Annotated in this window: 16 protein-coding genes; 2 read left to right on the forward strand and 14 right to left on the reverse strand. The window is 51.8% G+C overall.

Features of this window, described 5'->3' with window-relative positions; translation table 11 throughout:
- Window position 1 precedes the first annotated feature (1 nt).
- The 5 genes from NGM62_RS02850 to NGM62_RS02870 form a co-directional block, all read right to left on the reverse strand.
- Complete coding sequence (locus NGM62_RS02850; RefSeq protein ID WP_262245680.1) at window positions 2-1,264, reverse strand: ABC transporter substrate-binding protein; 1,263 nt, start codon at window positions 1,262-1,264, stop codon at window positions 2-4.
- Entirely contained in the window at window positions 1,221-2,771 is a 1,551-nt protein-coding gene (gene guaA, locus NGM62_RS02855; RefSeq protein ID WP_262245681.1) for a glutamine-hydrolyzing GMP synthase, read from the reverse strand. The genes NGM62_RS02850 and guaA overlap by 44 nt, the downstream gene beginning before the upstream one ends.
- Before the next feature lie 29 nt (window positions 2,772-2,800).
- Window positions 2,801-4,237, reverse strand: a complete 1,437-nt coding sequence (locus NGM62_RS02860; protein WP_262245682.1) for an alanine/glycine:cation symporter family protein — start codon at window positions 4,235-4,237, stop codon at window positions 2,801-2,803.
- Between the two features lie 191 nt (window positions 4,238-4,428).
- On the reverse strand, window positions 4,429-5,508 hold the full coding sequence (fbaA, locus tag NGM62_RS02865; protein WP_262245683.1) for a class II fructose-bisphosphate aldolase: 1,080 nt from the start codon (window positions 5,506-5,508) through the stop codon (window positions 4,429-4,431).
- A gap of 125 nt (window positions 5,509-5,633) precedes the next feature.
- Window positions 5,634-6,746, reverse strand: coding sequence for an ATP-binding protein (locus tag NGM62_RS02870; RefSeq protein ID WP_262245684.1), 1,113 nt, complete (start codon window positions 6,744-6,746; stop codon window positions 5,634-5,636).
- A 194-nt stretch (window positions 6,747-6,940) separates the two neighbouring features.
- On the opposite strand from NGM62_RS02870, the gene NGM62_RS02875 reads away from it, so the two are divergent.
- On the forward strand, window positions 6,941-7,708 hold the full coding sequence (locus tag NGM62_RS02875; protein ID WP_262245685.1) for a carboxypeptidase-like regulatory domain-containing protein: 768 nt from the start codon (window positions 6,941-6,943) through the stop codon (window positions 7,706-7,708).
- A gap of 346 nt (window positions 7,709-8,054) precedes the next feature.
- On the forward strand, window positions 8,055-8,354 hold the full coding sequence (locus NGM62_RS22155; RefSeq protein ID WP_390936284.1) for a type II toxin-antitoxin system RelE/ParE family toxin: 300 nt from the start codon (window positions 8,055-8,057) through the stop codon (window positions 8,352-8,354).
- Between the two features lie 344 nt (window positions 8,355-8,698).
- Here NGM62_RS22155 and NGM62_RS02880 read toward each other — a convergent pair whose 3' ends face one another.
- From NGM62_RS02880 to NGM62_RS02920, 9 genes are all read right to left on the reverse strand, one after another.
- Window positions 8,699-10,282 carry an arylsulfatase gene (locus NGM62_RS02880; RefSeq protein WP_262245686.1) on the reverse strand — a complete coding sequence of 528 codons (1,584 nt, stop codon included), beginning with the start codon at window positions 10,280-10,282 and terminating at the stop codon, window positions 8,699-8,701.
- Between the two features lie 11 nt (window positions 10,283-10,293).
- The gene (locus tag NGM62_RS02885; RefSeq protein ID WP_262245687.1) at window positions 10,294-11,460 is read right to left on the reverse strand and encodes a RagB/SusD family nutrient uptake outer membrane protein; all 1,167 of its coding nucleotides are present in this window, start codon (window positions 11,458-11,460) and stop codon (window positions 10,294-10,296) included.
- Window positions 11,358-12,047, reverse strand: coding sequence for a RagB/SusD family nutrient uptake outer membrane protein (locus NGM62_RS02890; protein ID WP_262245688.1), 690 nt, complete (start codon window positions 12,045-12,047; stop codon window positions 11,358-11,360). Before NGM62_RS02890 ends, NGM62_RS02885 begins: the two co-directional genes overlap by 103 nt.
- A 21-nt stretch (window positions 12,048-12,068) precedes the next feature.
- Complete coding sequence (locus tag NGM62_RS02895) at window positions 12,069-15,503, reverse strand: SusC/RagA family TonB-linked outer membrane protein (RefSeq protein ID WP_262245689.1); 3,435 nt, start codon at window positions 15,501-15,503, stop codon at window positions 12,069-12,071.
- 184 nt (window positions 15,504-15,687) lie between these two features.
- Window positions 15,688-16,869, reverse strand: a complete 1,182-nt coding sequence (locus tag NGM62_RS02900; RefSeq protein WP_262245690.1) for a FecR family protein — start codon at window positions 16,867-16,869, stop codon at window positions 15,688-15,690.
- Between the two features lie 89 nt (window positions 16,870-16,958).
- Window positions 16,959-17,549 (reverse strand): RNA polymerase sigma factor, encoded by a 591-nt coding sequence (locus NGM62_RS02905; protein ID WP_262245691.1) that lies wholly within the window; start codon window positions 17,547-17,549, stop codon window positions 16,959-16,961.
- Between the two features lie 200 nt (window positions 17,550-17,749).
- Window positions 17,750-20,125: a peptide-binding protein gene (locus NGM62_RS02910; protein ID WP_262245692.1), complete on the reverse strand. Its 2,376-nt coding sequence runs from the start codon at window positions 20,123-20,125 to the stop codon at window positions 17,750-17,752.
- Window positions 20,126-20,183: 58 nt separating this feature from the next.
- Window positions 20,184-21,626, reverse strand: coding sequence for a RagB/SusD family nutrient uptake outer membrane protein (locus tag NGM62_RS02915; protein WP_262245693.1), 1,443 nt, complete (start codon window positions 21,624-21,626; stop codon window positions 20,184-20,186).
- Window positions 21,627-21,653: 27 nt separating this feature from the next.
- Entirely contained in the window at window positions 21,654-22,769 is a 1,116-nt protein-coding gene (locus tag NGM62_RS02920; protein WP_315975847.1) for a TonB-dependent receptor domain-containing protein, read from the reverse strand.
- Between the last annotated feature and the right edge of the window lie 13 nt (window positions 22,770-22,782).

Raw genomic sequence — 22,782 nt, forward strand, 5'->3', positions numbered from 1 at the left:
TTTACTTTACCGGCCGGAAACCACTGCTGCCATATTGCAAAATGGAAATGGCACTGTTTACATATCCCCAAGCAGGGTTAAATTCCCACTTAAAGGCATTGTGCAACCCATCATATCCGGTATCTTCCAGGTGTAGCCGGTAATCTGCACCGTATTCCGCCAGGAGGCTACCGAAATAATACGCAGCATCGTAGCCCTTGTATGCAAATTCGGTGGGGGCTATGCCAAATTCTGTGCGGTACTGCTGATCGAAACGCCTTACATCCTGGCTGTTGCGGTCTACATAATACGACGAGGTAATCCGGGTATGGAGGTCAGCCAGTCCATCTTCTACATCAAAGGCTAACCTCGACCAGTTGGGATGGCCAAACAAATGGATATCGTAAGACAATTCATCCTGTAGCCGCCGCAACTGCGCCAAAATAGGCGATATTTCATACTTGTTGGTAGTTGCCAGTACCACCAGGTTTTTGCCCGCCAGGTGCACACGGCTTTCGAGGTCTGCCTCGTCTTCCACCTCCACCACCGGAATGCTACCATTCTTAAAGCGGCGGATTTCCGTTTTCAGGAGAGGCAACAGCTGCCTGCTCGCATCGTCGGGTGTTTTGTAGAATATCACCGCATCACCTTTCCGGTATTGGTCGGCGATGTGTGCTGCCAGCGCACGCACGTGTATCGGCAGCGGTGCCGTGACGGTCACAAGGTTGGCCAAATTGAATTCCGACGGCATACTAGCCGCCAGTGGCGATACCTGCAATGCCTGGTCGAGCCGGGCATTGAAGCCGAATACCTGTATCTCTTTCGGATATACCGGCCCTACCACCAGAGCGGCCTCTTGCACTTCCTCTAGTTTTGCAATACGTGCATTTTCGCCGGCATCATCGCGGGTGTCGAGCACGTGGAGCTTGAAATTAGTACCTTCACCAGACAGTGCCTCAAGTCCAAGCTCAAACCCCTGGTAGAAATCCAGTGCGAGAGCCGACCGTTTGATATCCGCAGCACTGGGCGCGTGCGGATTAGCTTTATCGAGCTGGAACGGCAAGAGGAGCGCTATCTGCTTCACGTCTACCACCTCGGCTTCCTCAGTCTCCTTCACCGCGTCGTCTTTCTCCGTGGGTGTTTCCGTTTTAGTGGGTACATTACTTCCGGGGCTCCGCAGCACCCGTACTTTTGGCGTACATGCTGCCAGCAGCGCCAGTACCGCTAAACCTATTACAATTTTATTCCCACTCAATAGTAGCTGGAGGTTTCGAACTAATATCATATACAACCCTATTTATCCCCTTTACGTGATTGATTATCTCGTTTGATATCTTCGCCAGCAGCTCATAAGGTAAATGCACCCAATCGGCTGTCATCCCGTCGAGGGAGCTGACGGCACGGAGCGCGACCACATGTTCATAAGTACGCTCGTCGCCCATCACGCCTACCGACTGTATGGGGAGGAAAATCGTACCGGCCTGCCACACCTTATCATACCATCCCGATTCTCTCAGGTTCCGGACATAGATATCGTCAGCTTCTTGCAAAATCCGTACCTTTTCGGAGGTGATTTCTCCCAGGATGCGGATGGCCAGGCCCGGGCCCGGGAAAGGGTGGCGCCCGAGGATACTGGGTGCGATGCCCAGCGCTTTCCCTACGCGGCGTACCTCATCTTTGAAAAGTGCCTTCAGCGGTTCCACCACCTTTAATTTCATGAAGTCAGGCAGTCCGCCCACGTTGTGGTGCGACTTGATCGTGGCCGAGGGGCCGTTCACCGAAATCGACTCGATCACATCCGGGTAGATGGTACCCTGGCCTAGCCATTTCACCTCCACCCCCGCTGGCAATTCCGCCTGCACGGCGTGCGCTGCTGCGTCAAATTCGTCGATGAATGCGGCACCGATGATTTTCCGCTTTTTCTCGGGCTCGCTCACGCCAGCCAGCTTCTGGTAGAATCGATCGCTCGCATTTATACCTTTGATGTTCAGCCCAATATGCCGGTACGACTCCAGTACTTGTTCAAACTCATTTTTACGCAACAACCCATGGTCCACAAAAACACAATGCAGGTTATCACCAATGGCCTGGTGCAACAATACCGCTGCCACCGTAGAGTCGACCCCGCCTGAGAGGGCCATGATCACATGGTCATCGCCCAGCTGTTCTTTCAGCGTTGACACGGTTGTTTCCACGAACGCATCAGCCGTCCACGAAGGCGTGCACCCACAGATATCGATAACGAAATTTTTCAGCAACGTCGTTCCATCCGTACTGTGTGTGACCTCGGGGTGGAACTGGATGCCATACGTTTGGGTACCCTTGATGTGGTACGCGGCTACATCCACCTTATCGGTGCTGGCAATGATCTCAAAATGCGATGGGATCGTGGATATGGTGTCGCCATGCGACATCCATACTTGGGAGCCGGCCGGGATATCCGCCAACAGTGCACTCTCATGATTGACATATTGGAGGTTAGCGCGGCCATATTCACGGATGGTGGAAGCCACCACCGCTCCGCCCGAGTGCTGCGCGATATATTGTGCGCCATAGCACACACCCAAGAGCGGGAACCGCTTTTGGATAGACTCGAAATCGATCTGCGGCGCGCCATCCTGGCGCACGGAATAGGGGCTTCCCGAAAAGATAATGCCCTTTACCGAGGTGTCAAACTCCGGAATATGGGTATATGGATATATTTCACAATATACGTTCAACTCCCGCACCCGCCGCGCAATCAGTTGGGTATACTGGGAGCCGAAATCAAGGATAACGATTTTTTCTGGCATGGCGCAAAGGTACGTATAAGATACGAAATCTACCCATTTTTTCGTTCCGACCACTCGCCGGCGTGCTTGATATCCCACTCATCCGCATTGAACACGGGGTCTTTGCCCCGGGCTCTTTGCTGGCGGTAATCTTTCAGCGCCTTCAAGGCCGGCTTTCGCAGCAGTATGATGGCAATCAGGTTGAGCCACGCCATCAGCCCCACACCGATATCACCTATGGTCCAGGCCAGCTCGGCTGTCTTGACGGTTCCGTAGTAGGTAGCGAAAAGGATCAGGGCTCGAAGCGCCCAGACGGCCCACCGCTGCTTGCCCCGCTTATCGAGGTAGCTGAGATTGGTCTCAGCCATGTAATAATAGGCCATGATGGTGGTGAAGACAAAGAAGAACAGTGCCAGCGCCACAAAGCCCGCCCCAATGCTGGGGAAATGGTGGGCCACCGCATACTGGGTATATCCCGACCCTATTTCGACACCGGGGAGCTGCTCAACGAGGTACCCACCCTCAGGGTTCTGGACGTTATACTTTCCGGTAAATAAAATCATCAATGCCGTCGCCGTACACACAAACAAGGTATCCACATATACCGAAAACGCCTGCACCAGCCCCTGTTTGGCCGGGTGGCTTACCTCAGCGGCCGCAGCAGCGTGGGGGGCAGTACCCTGGCCGGCCTCGTTCGAGTATATACCGCGTTTCACACCCCATGATATTGCCATGCCGAGCATACCGCCGAAGGCAGGCTCGAAATCAAAAGCTGCCCTGAAGATCAGCCCGAACACCTCCGGGATATCCTTATAGTTGAGTGCGATGATAATCAGTGCCATCAGGATGTAACCCCCTGCCATGAAGGGCACCACCACTTCGGCCACTTTTGCAATACGCTTCACACCGCCGATGATGATCAGGCCCAGCAACACCACCAGTCCAATCCCTGTGTACTCCACCGGCACGTCGAACGCATTTTGTACCCCGATGGCAATGCTATTGCTTTGCACGCCCGGCAGGAAAAGCGCCGTACTTAGTATTGTGGCCACGGCAAAAACCACGGCATACCATTTCACCCCCAATCCCTTTTCGATATAGAACGCGGGACCGCCGCGGTACTCACCGTTGTTCACTTCCTTGTAAATCTGTCCCAGCGTCGCTTCTACGTAGGCCGAGGCCGCCCCGAGGAATGCGATGAGCCACATCCAAAATACCGCTCCCGGCCCGCCCATGGCGATGGCTGTAGCCACGCCCGCGATATTACCGGTGCCGATACGGCCCGACAATGCCATCGAGAAAGCCTGGAAGGAAGAAACACCCTTGGCCGATGAACCACCCCCGAACAGCAGTTTCACCATGTCTTTCAGATACCTTACCTGCAAAAAACCTGTTGCAAACGAAAAATAAACACCGACACCGATACACAGCACAACGAGCGCGTTGCTCCACACCACGTCGTTAATAGCTTTAAAAAACTGTTCCATAACGTCTTACAACCGATACGGTTGCCTGTTCAATTGTTTTAATGGTTAGTAAATCATTCACTGGCCGCAAAATAGGGAATTCTGCAGGATTCGCAATGGCATTTCACACCGATTGCCGAGAAAGTCAAAAAAAAACACCTATCGCTAGGTGTTTTTTTATTAACCAATAAGAAACGGCAAGTTTCCTATGTTTACAGTTTGCTGTTTGCGTCTATGGCATTCAATTCTTCGAACGCCTGCGTCAAGCGCTTCACGAAGCTCTCCTCACCCTTGCGCAGCCAAACGCGCGGGTCGTAGTATTTTTTGTTTGGCGAGTCGGGACCCTCGGGGTTTCCGATCTGGCCTTGCAGATACCCTTCGTTGGCTTGGTAGTATTTACGTACCCCATCCCAGAAAGCCCACTGCATGTCGGTGTCGAGGTTCATTTTCACCGCACCATAAGAAATCGCTTCGGTGATCTCTTCGGGAGCCGATCCGGAGCCACCGTGGAAAACAAAATTGACCGGTTTCTCAGCCGACAGGCCAAATTTCTCGCGGATATATTCCTGCGAATTGTGGAGGATAACGGGTTGCAACTTCACATTGCCCGGTTTATATACGCCATGCACGTTTCCAAAAGCTGCAGCCACGGTAAATTTGTCGCTCACTTTCTTCAGTTCCTCATACGCATAAGCTACTTCTTCCGGCTGGGTATATAACTTGGAGCTATCCAGGTCGGTATTGTCTACCCCATCCTCTTCCCCGCCGGTTACACCAAGCTCGATTTCAATGGTCATACCGAGTGGTTTCATCCGTTCGAGGTACTTCTTAGAAACTGCTATATTTTCCTCGATAGGCTCTTCGGACAAGTCGAGCATATGGGAGGAAAACAATGGTTTGCCGTGCTGCTTGAAGAACTGCTCACCATGGTCTAGCATACCGTCGATCCACGGCAACAGCTTCTTGGCGGCATGGTCTGTATGGAGTATAACAGCTACGCCGTAATGCTCGGCCAACAGGTGTACGTGGTGGGCGGCGGATACCGCACCGAGGATGCACGCCTTCAGGCCGTCGTTGTTCATCGACTTGCCGGCGTAGAATTGTGCACCGCCGTTAGACAGTTGGATAATCACGGGTGAATTAACCGCTTTGGCGGTTTCCATCACCGCATTTATAGAATCCGTGCCAATGATATTGACCGCGGGAAGGGCAAACTTATGTGTTTTAGCGATCTCAAATAACTCCTGTACTGCATCGCCTGTGACAACCCCTTTAAAATCTTTCAAACTCATGGTATTCTTTTTATTACGTTGTTTTAGGCCCCGAAAGTAGGGATAATTTTTGAGAAATCGTAATTCCTACTCCATCGTAATTCGCGTAAACGTATACATATCTTCGGCAGCCGGAGATGTTCTGCTCAGAACAGATCCGACGGGTTAATCGTCAAAAATTCTTCCCACGGGATACCTGATTTGCCAACCAATAACATCTTATCCGGCGCTACTGCTTTGCGGAACGCCGGCATATTAATGCCCGTTTGCGTGTTGCCGCTTTTCACCTCGACACCGATTACCCTTCCTCGGCGTTCCAAAACGAAATCCACTTCGTATCCACCCTCCCGCCAATAAGAAAGCTGCCACCCGTCGGTGAAAGCCCCGTTTATCAAGTGTGCCCCGATGGCAGACTCAACAATATGTCCCCATTCATCCGGCTGCTGGCGTATTTCATCAAACTGCTCATCGCGCTGCGCGCTGATTAACGCGGTGTTGTGCACCTGAAATTTGGGACTCGATGAACGCTTCCGCACCAATTTTGAATCATATTTCTCCAGCCCGCTGAGCAAACCAGCGGTATTCAGCAACCCGAGATAGTGTGCCAATGTTGTTGTATTACCAGCATCTACCAACTGGCCGAGCATTTTGGTATATGCCACGATTTTCCCCGAATAAACGTACCCCAATTCAAACAGGCGCTTCATTAATGCCGGCTTATCCACCCGGGTCAACATCAGGATATCGCGGGATATGCTCGTTTCAATCAATGAATCGTGCACATAACGTTTCCACCGATTTTCATCATCGATCAGCGTGGCCGCGCCGGGATACGCACCAAACCAACAGTAAGTAGGGGCATCCCAGCCAAACGCATCCCGCATTTCGGCAAAAGACCAATGCCCCAGATAGGAGGTCTCGAACCTTCCCGCGAGCGACTCGGTCAGTCCCTGCTGCAGCAACAGCCGCGACGAGCCTAATAGTATCACTTTAATGTTTCGCTGCTCCCTACTGTCCGTATCCCAAAGGAGCTTGACGGTCTCGCTCCAGTTTTGTATTTTCTGTATTTCATCAATAACCAGCAGAAATTCAGGCGCTGCGCGTTGTTCAAACATTAGTCGTGCCGCCTCCCACTGCTGTTCGAGCCAAGCGCCCCCGGCGGCAGGAACCGCGTCTGCCGTCGCAAAATGAAACGGATAGCCATAAGCATCCGTTAGTTGATTTACCAGCGTCGTTTTACCGACTTGCCGAGGCCCCATAATCACCTGTATGAATCTTCTAGGCTCTTCTATACGACTCTTAATATCCTTTAAATAAGGTCTTTCGTACATAATTTCAAATTTACTCAACACAATGAGCAAATTTACTCAATATATTGAGTAAACCAAATATTTGGTTAACGAATGTTAAAACCAATGGATATAAGCGAGCCTGCTGTTACCTTTACCGCACCATGTATGAAAGCCGTCGTTTCATATCGTTGTATTTACTGTTTGCCTGCGGTTTGCTACCCATCGTGGCGCAGGCGCAGTACCTTGGTGGTGTGGCGCGCGACCGTGAAACGGGGCAGGCCATCCGGGCGGCCAGCATCACCATAGGCAATCTCCGCACCTCTACCGATGCGTCGGGGCGTTTCGGCATCACCGGTTTCATCAGCTTCCCCGCTACCCTCTCCGTTTCGCACATCGGCTATGAGCCGGTATCCCTTACCCTTTACTCGGCCCCCGACACGCTGCTTTACCTTTCATTGCTAAGCAAAACCATCGGCCTCGCCGAGGTCCGTATACTCGGCAAGCGCAACTCCGTGAAAGACTCCCTTTGGATGCGTGAGGAATATGCCGATCAGTTCAACTTCAAACCGGTGAAGCCGTGGCAGGCGCTCACGCTCGCACCCGTGGGCATCGGCATCAACCTCAATGTACTATTTGCTTCGTTCTCGCGCGAGCAGAAACGGGCCAAAATACTGAAGGCCGCACTCATCCGCGATGAGCACGAAGATTACGTGGACCGCCGGTACACGAAAGCGCTCATCCAAGCGCAAACGGATATCCCTGACGCCGAATTGGATGTCTTCCACTGGTTTTTCCGGCCCACATACGAACAATTGCTTGGGTTTTCAGACTACGACCTGCTCATGTATATACGTGACAAATACCAGGATTTCAGCACGCGTAGGGAAGCTTACCCGGCGAGGGTGCCGGGGCTTGTTGGGGGACCATGAGCAATTTTAAATGCCCTATAAAGCAGATTTATTTGAATTGTGCCCTTCATTTGCAAACCAGAGCAATAACCTTTATCTTTGTTAGGCAACATAAATGCGATGACGACACTGACCGTAAATATCGATGACCAAGGTACTGAACAGCGAGTCAGGGCCCTACTAGATAAGTTAGGATTAAATTATTCCATCCATGCAGACAATTCTTCCAAATGGTGGGAAGATGAATTAATAGTAAAGGAGTTGGATAAGCGTTCGGCTGACTTAACATCCGGGAGAGATTCAGGCGTACCCTTTGCTGAAATAAAGAAACGATTGTTATCCAGATAACCCATCAACCGCCTAAGCCTTGCCGAATACCGTTATTATATCATCAGCCGCTGAAAAAGAATTACAGGATTCTTTTGAATGGTATGAAGAACAACGCCTCGGACTAGGCGAACGATTCCTTAACCAAATTGACGCTGCGGTAATGACTGTTGGCAACAACCCTCAACTATTTCCTGTAAAAGTTGGCACCTACCGTCAATACGTTGTGTCTACCTTCCCTTTCGTCATCGTTTATGAATATATACCAGAAAACCAATTGGTATACATTCTACATATCTTCCACACCAGTCGGCATCCTAAGAAGAAGCTTAGGACATAACGTTGTCACCATCGAATACCACCTTTGCCATATCCATGACTCACAAACTAAAAAATCCTATGGGTTACGAAACAATATACGCAGCCACCAACGCCGAATGGCGCAAGTGGCTTCGCGAAAACCACGAAACGAAACAAGGCATATGGCTCATCCAATACAAAAAGCACTCCGGTAAGCCCACCATCAGTTGGACCGAGGCGGTCGATGGGGCCCTGTGCTTCGGTTGGATAGACAGCATTGAAACGGCAAACCTTAAAACCATGTGTGACTTCACCGCCCAACTAGAAAAGAGATCATCCGGTGCATCTCATTCCTCAATGCCTAGGTCAGCATCCAACCTTGGGTTAATGCAGCCTCACGCCTACTTCCTTCGCCCAAATGGTGTAATCACGCTGCATGCTTTCAACAACATGGGGGTAGTTCCCGCTCAGATCGTGCATTTCGACGGGATCCGCTGCCAAATCGAACAACTCGTATCCGCCACTGCTCCCTCCAACCAGTTTCCAGTCGCCCTGCCTTATTGCCCACTTGCCAAGATGTTCCCAATATAATGTCCGTTTTCCGGTATCAGCACCCGAAAAGGCGGGCATCAACGAAATCCCCCTTGATGGTACAACATCACGTCCCTCCCGTTGCATCGGATAATCCGCACCGGCAATTGCCGTACAGGTGGCCATGATATCGACGATATGCCCAACGGCATCGGTCAATGTACCGGGATGTTTTATAACCGCGGGCCAATGCGCAATCAGCGGTGTGAGTATTCCACCTTCGTGGGTCCACGACTTGTATTTCCGGTAAGGCGTATTGGAAACATTGGCCCAAGGCTCATCATAAGCGACATAAGATCCCCGTTCACCAACCTTGCTGCCTTCCTGGTTCAGCTTCCGTCCATCGATGTTTTCGGCACATCCGCCATTGTCGGAAAGGAAAAGGATCAATGTGTTATCAAGTTTGCCCTGGCGCTCCAAGGTTTCTACAACTTTACCGATGCCCTGGTCCATTCGGTCGACCATCGCGGCGTAAACTTCCATGCGGTCCGCCCAATCGCCGTGATCGGCAATGCTATCCCAAGCAGGGATACCCGATGTACGGGGAGACAAGGGGTAGTGCTGGTCGATGATACCGAGCTGTTTCATCCGTTCGTAACGCTGTTCCCGGATGGTATCCCAACCCGCGTCAAATCGGCCTTTATACCGCGCAATATCTTCCTCATGCGCATGGAGGGGCCAATGGGGGGCTGTATACGCGAGGTACATGAAAAAGGGTTGATCGGGGTCTTCCCCTTCATGCTTTTCAAGAAAAGCAATCGCCGTGTCCGTGAATGCGTCTGTCATGTAAAACCCCTCCGCAGGTGGGAACCAAGGTTCGTCATCGTGCACCATCTGTCGTACACGGGGCTCTTCGACTAGCTCAAAATAGCTGCTTGCACCACTGATCAAACCGAAATAGCGGTCAAATCCACGTTGCCGCGGCCAATGTTCGGGGCGCTCGCCTACGTGCCATTTTCCCGACATGTACGTGCTATAGCCAGCTTGTTTCAGCACTTCTGCGATGGTCACGCAATCTTGGTCAAGATAGCCTTGGTACGGCCCCGGCTTTGGCTCGCTATGCACATCCGAGACCATCCCTCCCATGCCCGCCTCGTGGGGATACACGCCGGTAAGCAGGGATGCGCGCGTGGGACAGCACCGGGCTGCGTTATAGAACGTTCGGAACCGTAATCCCTCGGCCGCCAGCTGGTCCAGGTTGGGAGTGGCGGCCTCCCCGCCATAGCACCCCAGATCGGAATACCCCATATCGTCGGCAAGGATGATCACAATATTCGGACGATCAGCGGGCGCCTGTTGGCCAAAGACCGGATTGGCCAACGCCAATCCGGTAAAATAGATCATCATCGAAGCTATCAACTGTTTTTCCCTATTCATATATGTAGTGTTTAATCCGTTATTTCTGTGAGCGGAGGCAGGTTGTTCTCTGCACCCGGATACCCTTTGTTCTGATTGATCACGCCCAACGTATTGGTGTTGATAACGTCTGCAGGAACCGGAAATAAGACATGATAGGGACTTATACGACATTCTGATGACCCCCACCGAACATGATCCCGATAGAAATTGTTGGTCGCCATAACGCGGTCATACCAAAAGTTATGCTCACTGAACGTTTCCAACGAATAACCGTCAATTCCTTCGGCAGCCATGATATAGGAAACCCGGACCAACTCCGATTTCCGATGTTCTTCCGCAAATAGTTCCCGTGCCCTTTCATCCAATATAGCCTCAATAGACATCGCGCCGCTGGCTACAGGTGCCGCCCCGGCACGACTGCGCACGGCATTCAGATCGGTCGCTGCCAAATCAAGTTTCCCTAACCAATAATAGGCCTCTGCCCGCAACAGATACGTTTCGGCAGAACGGAACACATACCAATCACCATTCCCCCCGTTGGGCACCTGTTCGGTCGTGGCTTGCGGAACGTAGGTTATGTAATAGGGAAATGAGTGGTAATGCTGGAAAGTATCAGCCAAAGCACCGAAGTTTCGTGGATCGATCGGCTTCCCGAAGTCGACGGAAGCGGGGTTGTTATATATTAACTCTTCCTGGAAAACCCAGTTGCCGTCTTTTCGTCGAAGGTCGTCCTTGTCAGTCCAGATATCATACAGATAATAATTAGAAGGGCGAAGGTTGGAATTGCCGCGCCCAAGGGTATCATACACCGCACCGCGATCAATAGTCCCCCGGCCAGCTTGGCTATCCCTTACCCGCGCATTCCACCACGCCGGATGATAATTGCGCATCGTATACAACCCATCCGTGCGCACCTCATCCGGAAGATCGTTCCGGTCTAGCGTACCCAAGATGGTTTCTGTATTGGCGGAGTTATGGACATTCTGCGGGCGGTGTAAATCCCAGAACAGGTTCCTGCCCGGTGTGGTAGCCACAACAGCGCCGAACCGCGCTTGCATCAATGGGTGCTTGCCGATTACGGCGGTGGCTACTTCTACCGCCTTTTCATATTGTCTGTTCGCGAGATAGACTTTGGCCAACAAATGTTGCCCAGCGGCCTGGCTGGGTGCCCCGGGGTGGTGGTTACGGGTAGCCATTGCACGGCAAACTCCAGTTCTTGCTGCATACGATCCAAAATTGACCAGCGCGAATGGGTGTAAAAGTCCAGTTTAGCATCCAGAAACTCCTGCCCGATATAGGGCACGTCGCCAAATTGGTGGATGAGCAGATAATACCAATAAGCGCGGTGGAAATAGGCTTCCGCCAGGATAGCATTCCTGTCGGACTCATTTTCCCATGTGATATTGTCGATGCGGGAAATCACGGCATTTACTACGCGAATAGGGCGGTATCCCCATTGGAAATTATCCAATACGTAGTAGTTCCCATCCGAGCTTGGGGTGAGCTGTAGGTTCATGTTGCGGATGCCGTTGTCATTGAGTGGCCCCGCTACACCCAGTTCAGTGAATATGCCCTCGGAGACAACCGTTCTCAGCTCGCTGTAAAACGAATTGCGCAGGTTTTTCCGGGCCGTAACCAGCAATGATTCATAACCGTTTTTGTTGACAAGCAGGTTTTCAGGTGCGTAGAAAGAAAGTGGCTCGGGCTTAAGCCAATCTGTCGTGCACGACGACAGCATTACACTTGCCAATAGAATAGCTATATATGATGTATTGAATTTCATGATCTTTTATTTTATGCCTAGTTAAAAAGACGCGTTCAATCCGAGGGTGAAAATCCTGGGCATGGGACTACTTCCAGATTCGGGGTCCCACCCTGTCCAAGAGGTTACCGTTAATAGATTGCGGGCGCTCACAAAAAACCGAAGCCGGTCGACCGACACCCGGTTTAGCAAGTCTGCCGGAACACGGTACCCCACCGAGGCATCCTGTATGCGCAAAAAGCTCCGCGGCTCATAGATATTGATCCCCCCTTCAAAGAGTCTGTAATTGACGTTAAGCCGGGGATAGCTGTTCGATCGGTTTTCCGAGGTCCAATAGGGAATATCCAACGCATTCGAACGATCGTAGGTGTTTGAGTTGGGATGATTGAAATCGCCCCTTGCACCGATGTGCCCAAGGTCGGCCCGAAGAAAAATGCTGGCGTCGAATTGTTTCAGGAACGTAATATCGTTCCGCCAACCAAACGTATACCGCGGTTCTTTCCACCCTAAAAACTGCTTGTCATCGAACTGCCCATAGGCACCATCATCGTTTACATCCGCTGCGCGGTACTCTCCGGGGCGTAGCCCGTATACCGCCGCGTCTTCGGCATCTTCCTCCTGCCAAATGCCAAGAATCCGGTAATCCCAAACACGGTCTATCGCTTCGCCCGGAAACCAGCCGTTTGCGTAATCCGGGGCTTCGTGGTAGGTCGTCTTCCCATCCACCGTTTCTTCCACCATATCGCCCCACAGCCGATCGATCCGGTTGCGGTTGAGCGAAAACACCAGGTCACTGCTCCATGTAATCCGTTCGTTCTTCAACAATTGGCCATTTATAGTCGCATTGATCCCCCGATTGGAAAGTTTGCCCAGATTGGCGGTCACGAACTCGTACCCCATGACCCGCGGTAACTTCCGATCGAGCAGGAGGTCGAGGGTGGTTCCCCGGTACGCATCCACCGTTGCCGATAGCCTGCCGTCTAGCGTAGTTAAATCGAAGCCGATGTTGTACGCCTCGGTTCCCTCCCACTTCAAGTTGGGATTGGCCATTGAGCTGTTGGTGAGGCCCACGACCACGCTGGTGCCGTCGAAATACGGGTTGGGAGACAGGTTGGATAGCGCTGAATAGGTGGGTATGTCCCGGTTTCCGTTAATGCCCCAAGAAAAGCGCAGCTTGAGGTCATCAACCCACGATGCGTGGAAGAAACGTTCCTCCGATAGCCGCCATGCGAATGCCGTCGACGGAAAAACACCCCGTGGATGGTTCTGGCCGAAGGCTGAAAACCCATCCCGACGCCATGACAAGGTAAGCAGGTAACGCTCGTCAAAGTTATAATTCAACCGAAACATTAGGGCGTCGCCGGTATGTAACATATCATCGTTGAGGATAGACGGGTTAATACCGTATTGCAATCCGTGCCAAGTGAGGCTGCCATTCGGACCGAAATTTTCATTTTCCTGCCGCGATCGCTGTATCTGAAGTTTTTCCGCGTTGGCTAGGAACGTAAAATCAAAACCATGCTGGCCGAATGTCTTATTCCATGATACGATGTTATCGATCATCCATTCGTATCCGTGCCCGTCCACTCTTGATCCGTAGCCATTCTGCCTATCCCTACCTCCTTGGATGGTGGTAGTAGGCCAGAAATTATAGTCTTTTGTAATATCCAACCTATTCTGGAACGAAAATCGGTATTTAAAGCCGAACGGTAGCTTAAACTCCGCGTAAAGCGTGGCAAACAAGCGGTTATTCCGCACATATTGGTCCTTGTAATACGCATCAAGAAATGGGTTGGGAAATAAGGGGTCCTCATGCGGGTATTGAAGGAGGGCACCGCTCTCGTCCTTAAACCGGCCGTAGGGGCTGAGTGCGGTTATTCCGCCGGCGGCTACCGAACTGCCATCCTGGCTTGCGAATTGGGAGTTCAGTCCCACCTTAAGAAAATTGGCCACCTGTCCTTCCAAATTCAGTCGCGTGCGCCATGTCTTGAGGCGCTGGCCGTAGACGATACCTTCGTTATCGGTATAGCCGGTCGAAAGGTAATAGTTGACCCGCGCGCCTTTTCCGGCAAGGGCAACGTCATAGTTCTGCCGCAAGCCTTGCTGCATCCGCATATCGTACCAATCGGTTACACGGCCTTGCTGGTAACTCTCAATCTCAGCGTCGTTGAGGCGGATCCGGTTTGCCCATTCCAGCATATCGTCGGCATTGGGATTATTGCTATATGCACGCCAATCCGCTAACGACACGCCATCAGGAAGCTGATCGGGCCTTGCATAAAAACCCAGGTTATCGCTGGGCGCCATTTGGTTCATCAGGTCTTCCCTGAACTGTAGGAAGCCCTGTGCGTCGAAAGGTTTATAATCATGTGATACCGATGCTAGGCCGGTCATTGCAGAAAGGGTGATAGTTGGCACCTCGCTTTTGCCCCGCTTGGTGGTAACGATGATTACGCCGGACGCGGCGCGTGCCCCGTATACCGCCGCTGCGCTGGCATCCTGCAACACATCGATATTGGCGATATCGAAGGGATTGATATCCTGCAGGGAACCGTTGTAGATCACACCGTCTAACACGATAAGTGGAGAAGACCCCGCTTTTAATGAATTACGCCCGCGGATTTCCAAAGATCCCCCGCCGCCGGCTCCAGTTCCTTGGGTGGACGAAATGCCGGCCACCGTTCCGCTGAAATATTCCGACACACTGGTGGCCGACTGTGTTTCAAACTTTGCGCCATCAATCCGGGTAATCGCGCCCGTCAGGTCACGCTTTCGCTGCGTGCCATACCCCACCACGACCACCTCATCCAAGTCGCTCACGGATTCGGCCAATGCCACATCAACGGTAGAGCGGCCGCCAACAACCTGCTCATTACTAACATACCCAATAATTGTGAATACCAAGACGATGTCGTCGCCATGGGCGCTCATTTCATAATTACCTTCACGATCCGTCAACACCCCGTTTTTCGTGTTCTTTTGGGTAACCGTGACCGACTGCAGCGGATTTCCCCCTTCATCGGTAACCTTACCTCTTATTACCCGCTGTTGAAGGCGGACATTTTTAATATCGGCCACCCCGGTTAACATGTTTTTAAGTGCCAACGTCCGCTCGTTCGATGACATGACCAAGATATTTTTCCCTTCAATGGTATAGGTGAGCGCCTGCGGTTCCAGTATCTGATCCAGAAACCGATTGAGCGCCATGCCATTGGCACGGATCGTTATGGGCTTTGATCGGTTGATCAGTTGGTCGCTATACACCACCCAATAACCTGTCTGCTTCTCAATGGTTTCAAAAACCTGTTTAAGTGATTGTCTATTAGCACGCAAGGTAACGGTTTGAGACCATGATGCCGCACTCAAGTGCAAGCACCCGATTAGCAGTAAAAATGTGGTCGTTTTCAATACTCGAGACAATTGGTTACTCACCGTCCGCTTGCGAAAAGCACGGGCGAGCAATTCATATTTTTTCATTAGATTTGTACGTTTGGATAGTTTAAAATCCGGTTATTACTCCCTGGTTATTATTGGCTTATCCGAACTTATCGGGGAGGTGATTGCAGCATCTCCCCGTGTTGTTCCTGCTGCTCGGTAAATTATTCACTCATATAGCGCTCCTTTCATTTATGGTGTGCATGTTTTGCATCGTTATTATACGTTATTCTTGAACCATCAATTTACCATTTACCAACGTAACGTCAACACCTGATCCCTCAAAAAAATTAAGGACACTCTTTAGGCTCACATTTCTAGACATCTTGCCCGAAAATGTTTGCGTGGGCGCATCGCCTTTGAAGACCACCTCGATATCGTACCAGCGGGTCATTTGCTTAATCACGTCGGCAAATGGTGTACTCTTGAAATGGAAATATCCTTCTTTCCAAGCAGTAAATGGCCCCACATCCACATCAGCGATGGTTATGTTTCCCGCCTCGGCCACACTTTGCTGCCCCGCCTTCAGCACAACGGGCGCGTATCCGTCGCCCTCCACCGGCGTTATGCGCACACTTCCTTCAACCAACGTCGTCTTCACACTGGCGTCCTCGGCATATGCACTAAGATTGAATTGGGTTCCCAGCACTTCCACGGTTTGTGCTGTCGTTTTTACCAAAAATGGAATCCCCTTGTTTTCAGTTCGTAAATGTGCAACATCAAAGTACGCTTCGCCCGACAATTCGACTACCCGCCTATGGTGGTCAAACCGGATGGGGTATCGCAACACACTACCCGAATTGAGCCACACGTCGGTGCCGTCCGGGAGCGTTACCTGGTAGGTACCGCCCTTGGGGGTGACTAGCTCCATCCATTGCACCGCGCCTTCCCGTTGGTCCGCTATCGCTAAATCAGTCAACGGATCACCATCTTTATAGGTAATCTCGTTACCAGCCAGCACAATCCCCGATTGGTCCTCCTTCAATACCATCTTCCTTCCATCGGCCAGCGTAAGAACCGCCTTGTTTCCGCCGGGTTGGATATCTTCAGCAGCTACCTGGGCAACCTCGGTTTGCAGCTGGCTTTGCTGATCATACAATAAGAACCCAACACCCACAAACGCTATAAAGACCGCTGCTGCAGCATAAGGCAGCCACCTAAGTCGTTTCGACCGGATACGGGACGAACCATGGTTATATACTTGGTTTAAGATGCGGGCCTGTACATCATCATCCAATACCACAGGCGCTGTTCCGCTTTCGAGCTTTTCTGACAATAATTGCTTAATAACCGGTTCGAAAGACGGATCCTCCACATACCCCCAAAACTCCTCCTCGTCTACGGCGGATAGCTTCCCCTCCAGATATTGGGCAATTAACTGACGAATACGCTGGTGATCGTGTCCCATTGATGCTTTTTTAGATTTGACACATCAGACGATCCACATGGGGGTATACGGAATGGACAAAGATTGCAACAAGCTTGCTATCAGGCAATTTATTTAAACAATACCGCAATGAAAACAGCATATAAGATGCCGTGTTTCCTGAAATGGTCACGGATTTTCCGCAATGCATCTTTCATATAGGCATGAACGGTTTGTCGGGAGATACCCAATTCATCGGAGGCTTCCTGATAGGTTAACCCCCGTTGGTGACACAGTTGATATACATTCTTCTGTTGGGTTGATAGTGTCTGAATAGCATCTTCCAATACCTCGTTGACGTCGTTGTAGTCCAACTGTTGGGCGGTCGAATCATCGGTATCGTCAAAACCAGCTGAAAGCAGCGATGCGTGCCTGCTCTCCATCGCCAATTTCCGAAGCACATTATAACAATGGTTGCGTACGATCCGATTGAGGTATGCCCCGAAATTATCGATCTTTTCCAGTGACTCCCGATCGACCCATATTTTCAGGAAGACGTCTTGGACCACTTCTTCGGCAAGCTCGTCCGAGCGGGTAATGCGCCTACCGAAAGCATAGACGAACGGGTGATACGATTTGAAAAGCGCACCGAAAGCGGACTGATCCCCTCGCGAAATACGACGGAGCAATTCATTTTCATCGATGTTCTTCTCTATTTTCAAAGCTTTAAATGGACTAGCTATTATGTCAAAACTAAGGATAAAATTGAACAATAACAATCATTTGGAACCAGCGATAAGTGAGGCTTCATGCTTAGATCTTGCGGAGATATATGCATAATAGCAAACGGGAGCCGCTAACCGCCGCTCCCGTTTGCTATGGCGTCAGAACAGGTTCCGTGCCCGGCGAATTGATCTTCCCGTCATTCCAAGATCAGATTCACATCATTCTCCCGCTGGTTGCGCCAAACAACCAGTTGCAAGCGCCCTTTCCACTTATTGGAAGCCTCCACTTTCAGCAAATCGACCATATCATCGGTATCCGTTCCCTCACACGCCAAAATAACGTCGCCGGCCTGCAACCCGGCCCGCGCCACCCGCGAGCCTACTAAAACATCTACGAGCAGCACGCCCCTTATCCGGTCCAAACCAGCGGCGGATTGTTCGCCAAGGTTCTCGACAGGCTTCACCGTTGCCCCATGCCATTCCACTGCTTCACCCGGCGCGAAGGTACCCGCAGCGGCCAACGGCGATATCACCGGGCGATCCGCTTTTGCTTTCAAATGTGGAGACAACACACCGAAATCGTCCATCGCAAAATTCTCAAAACCCTGCTCCAGCCATTCAGACCCACTGCCCACCGTAAAGTCTCCTGCCGCGGCGTCCACAAACTGCGGGTCGCCCACTTCACCATTTTGCTCGATACCGTGTTTACGGGTTGTTTCAAGATCCGCACTGTCCACGAAAAAGTTGTGGTCCACCGTATCTCCCCAATGGTTCACGCGTATCTCCTGATGGGCGGTCATCACGATATTTCTGGTAAATACATCGTGGCTGTTTTCAAACCATACGTGCGGATGGAACCCATTGTTCACCAAAATATTGTTGTAAACCCTTCGGTAAAACCCTTCCCGAAGCTTCAACCCGCCGGATAGGCACAGGTTATTGTAGATTTCATAGTTGCTCGAACCGTCGTCCAGGTCGATATCCCACCCATGGTCGCACCGGAAGCGGTTGTTTCGGATCACCGTCGTCTCCACGGCATCCAATAGTATCCATTCGGGATGCACCTTCGCCAAACTGTCCATCACATGCCGGTCCGGATGCCAGAAGCGGTCCCTGCCCCAGGAATTGAAGGCACCGTGGTCGCCCGTTTCAAGTACGGTTTCAAACACGTCGTTATGTTCGATAATGTGCCCACCCCATGCACCATCCCCGATATTGATGCCAGCACGCGGCACGTAGTAAATGGTGTTATGGTTCACGTGGATCCGGGCCGCCAGCTGGATCTGCACGCCGGCCACCTGTTTTTCGATGGTACCGATGTGGCGGATAAGGTTATCTTCTACCGTACAATCAGCTGGATAAGCATTGCTTTTAGGGCCCGGGATGGTATCCATCTCGCTGGCAGGCACAAATTCCTCATAGCGAAAGGAAGGCGAGCGGACAGCATCGGCACTGCCCACAAAGCAGACCGCGCTCCCGCCGATGTATTCAATCAGGTTTCCCGATATTTCGGCATTCCGGTTGTAGTTACTCACAAAAACCGCATTGCCGCCAAGCAAGCTGAAGGTGCTGCTGCGCACGCCGCAGCGCTCCGTTCCGTCAAATAACACCGCCCCATTGCGATAAATCGCCCAGTCGCTCCGCATCAACTGTTCCTCGGTTTTCATGAAGGTCGGGGCCGTATGTTGAAAGGAGATCCCTTCCAAGTAAATATCGGTTACAGGGTGTTGTTCACTGCCTTTCAGTTGGACGAGGCTTTCCAGCTGGGCCGCCACAAATTCCAAATCGTCGATTTGTTGTCCCTCCTCGGGAATATAATACAGCATCCGTTCGGCTTCCGCAAAATACCATTCGCCCGGTGCATCGAGTTCTTCGAAGATGTTCTCTACGTACCGCTGCGTCTTGTGCATCGGACTGGGGCGGTTATTCTGCCAGCCCCCTTCATAAACCAAGTTTCCGGTGTCATCCTTGCCTGTAATCCGGTAGTGCATGCCACCCCACCTGCCGCTGTGCATGGCGTGGATGTACCCCCCGGCAGGGTGCTCCCAATCGGCTACGCGCTCCGGCGCAAGTGCGTCTGCTGCAAACCCTCCGAAGGGGAGCTTTCCTTCCTCCCTGTTCGGGTACCGTGCCCTCGTCAGTGCCTTCCCACCGGCATACAAGCCTGGGATGGAATCCACTTCCGGCACGTGCGCTTTCCAGATACGTCCGTCGTAGTCCTGCCAGTCGAGCTGTAGCCGCCTACCGGCGCTCAGTACCACCTCACCACCTTCTCCCGCCTTAATCGTGTAAGGAGCATCGGGCGTCCCCGACTCTTCGGGTCCGAAAACCAGTGGTTCCGCAAGAAAATAGGTGCCCGGCAGTACCACTACCTCAAACCGATTGGTACTTCCCGCGGCCTTTTCTTTCGCCACCGCGCGTTTGGCGGCGGCCAACGAGGCAAACGGTTGATCTTCCGTGCCAGCAGCCGTATCGGCACCCGTGGGTGCCACATAGTATGTGGTTACCTCCACACCGCACGATGCCAAGGCCCATACACCAAAACCGCATATCACCAGCCGGAGCCACTTCATTCCACGTTTTAAAAAAATAGTATCCATGGGATTCATCTGTCGACTTCTCATTGCTTATTTATTGATACAAAGGGTTCTGCGGAATGTTATTCGTCGTTATCTCTTCGATGGGGATCAACCACGTCTGGTTATACGCACCGATGGGTACATTCAGCGAACCGCCCCGAATATCCTGTATTTTATGGAACGTATTGGTGCGCTTCATCGTTTGCCAGCCCAACCCCTCAGCATGCAATTCCCAGTTCCGCTCATCCCATACCGCCTCACGGAATTCGTCTTGGGTCAGCCCTGCCAAATCAGGCACATGCATAGCGTTACTTTTATCCACACGCGCCCTTTCCCGGATGGCATTGATATACGCATAAGCGTTGGCTGGACCATTGACTTCGTTTTCAGCTTCTGCCGCAATCAAATACATTTCGGCTAACCGGATGATCGGCCGTGACCAAGACACCATGGCCTGCGAAGGGCCCACTCCCCTATCAATCAAATCGGTATCGACAAATTTATGGAAAAAAGGAAGAGATAGGGCGCCGGCCGGCGCGGCATAGTTTTGTTGGATGCCCCATGCTCTCCGCCTATCGCCGTTGGGGAAGCTATTGATAAACGCATTCGTAGGCATCAACACAGGCCTGTACCCTTCAGCGGTACACATGCTGTTGTGCAGCCCGTTTCCGCCCCTGCCCGGTATGTATTGGCGCTCCCATATCGACTCGCTGGTATACGCGTCGTGGTGAAAGACGTCGGCATAATCGGGTCGCAGCGCAAACCGACCGTCACCGATCACGGCCAACGCCTTGTCGCGGGCTTGCACATAATACGCCGTCAGGTTCAGCGGGTTTCCAGCCATGGTGAGGTAAACCCGTGCCAGCAATGCCGTAGCAACGCTTTTATACACGCGCCCCTGCTGGGGGGCCTCATCGGGCAGATTGCTTTCCGCAAATACCAAGTCTTCCACTATAAAGTCGTACACCTCGTTCTGCGGCGTCCTCGGGAGCTGGAGCTCATTATAATTGGGCGCCACTTGGGTAGGCATGGGCACGTCGCCGAAAAGCTGTACCAAATCAAAATAGGCATATGCCCGCAGCATGCGTGCTTCGGCAGTCAGCTGGTTTCGCTTGGTTTCATCCAATGGTGCATTTGGCAGGTATTCAAGCAGGAAATTCGCGTTTTTAATCACGCCGTATGGTCCGTTCCAAGCATCCCGTGCATTGTAATAGGATGGTGTCGGATTGTTGTTGTAAATGGGCAATGCCTGCTCCACACCCGCGTCGGGCGCGCGATAGATATCAATGATCAGTTCGTGCGTAAACGACACGTACATGGGGAAAGAGGCATACATTCCCTTTGCTACGGCTTCATAGCCATCCGGGTTGGCCAGCACGCCCCCCGGGCTAAGCACCGTCTTGGGTTCTTCCTCCAGCATTTTTTCGCAGCCGGCATTCAGGCCAAGCGCGGCCAGCAGCAGCATCATGGCTATATTTTTAGGTAATTTCTTCATCTTCGTATTCGCTTATGGGTGTTCCTGTCAAAAAGTGATGTTAATGCCCGCGGTGATGGATTTCGTGGAGGGGTAATTCCCCCGGTCCCAACCCGCAATACTGGCCGAGGCCCAAGAGACTTCGGGATCATAACCCGAATACTTGGTAAAGGTGAGGTAATTCTGCAAACTCAAATACGCCCGGATGGAAGATGCCTTACCCGACCTAAACAACGTCGGTGAAAACGAATACCCCAGCGTGATATCGCGCAGGCGTAGGTAAGACGCATCTTCCAACCATAAACTATTCGCATAGTCTCTGATTGAACTACCGCTGTTTGCCGACGGTTTGTCTACCGCGTCGCCGGTGCCTGTCCACCGCTGGTTGAACGCCTCACGGGTAGGTGTCCAGCTCCCGTTCATCGTAATGTTGTATTTGCGGAATTCATTCGCGATGTCATTGCCATAGCTTCCTACAATCAGGAACGATAAGTCGATTCGTTTATACTGGAAGCTGTTGTTGAAGCCGAACGTAAATTTAGGCTCGAAATTGGATAGCACCGTTCGGTCTTCTTGGTCATTAACCACGCCCTGGCCGTCCCAATTCTTAAACCGATAGTCACCCGCCTTCTTGGTGGGCTCGCCATTTTCAACGGCCTCGACGTCCGTTTGGTAGATGCCTTCTACGGTATATCCATAGAGCTGCATCATCGATTGCCCCACAATGGTGGGAAACCAATTCCCACCCGTGCCGATTTCCATGAACGTTACCGCATTGCCATGTGCATCCGTACCCAGATCGAGTACCTTCGTGCGGTTGTGGGATACCGTCAATATCGGATTCCACGCTACCTTGCCAAGGTGCTGCCTCAGGGAAGCTTGGAACTCCACCCCACGGTTGCGCACCGAACCTACATTTTGCAGCACCCTGCTGAATCCGCTCGACCCCGGCAAGTTGACACCCAGTAGCAGGTCTTTGGTCTGTTTGTCGTACCAATCTGCGGTGATGTTCAGTTTACCTTGAAACAACCCAAGGTGAATCCCCACATCAAACTGCCGCGTTGTTTCCCATTTCAGGTTCCTGTTTTCGAGTGCCGAAAGCCCAAAACCGGTATGCTGGGTATTATTAAAAGGCTCTATGACGGATAGTGTGGGTAATCGAATTTTAGCTTACCGG

Origin of the sequence: Parapedobacter soli (assembly GCF_025460835.1) — a bacterium.
GTDB lineage: Bacteria > Bacteroidota > Bacteroidia > Sphingobacteriales > Sphingobacteriaceae > Parapedobacter > Parapedobacter soli.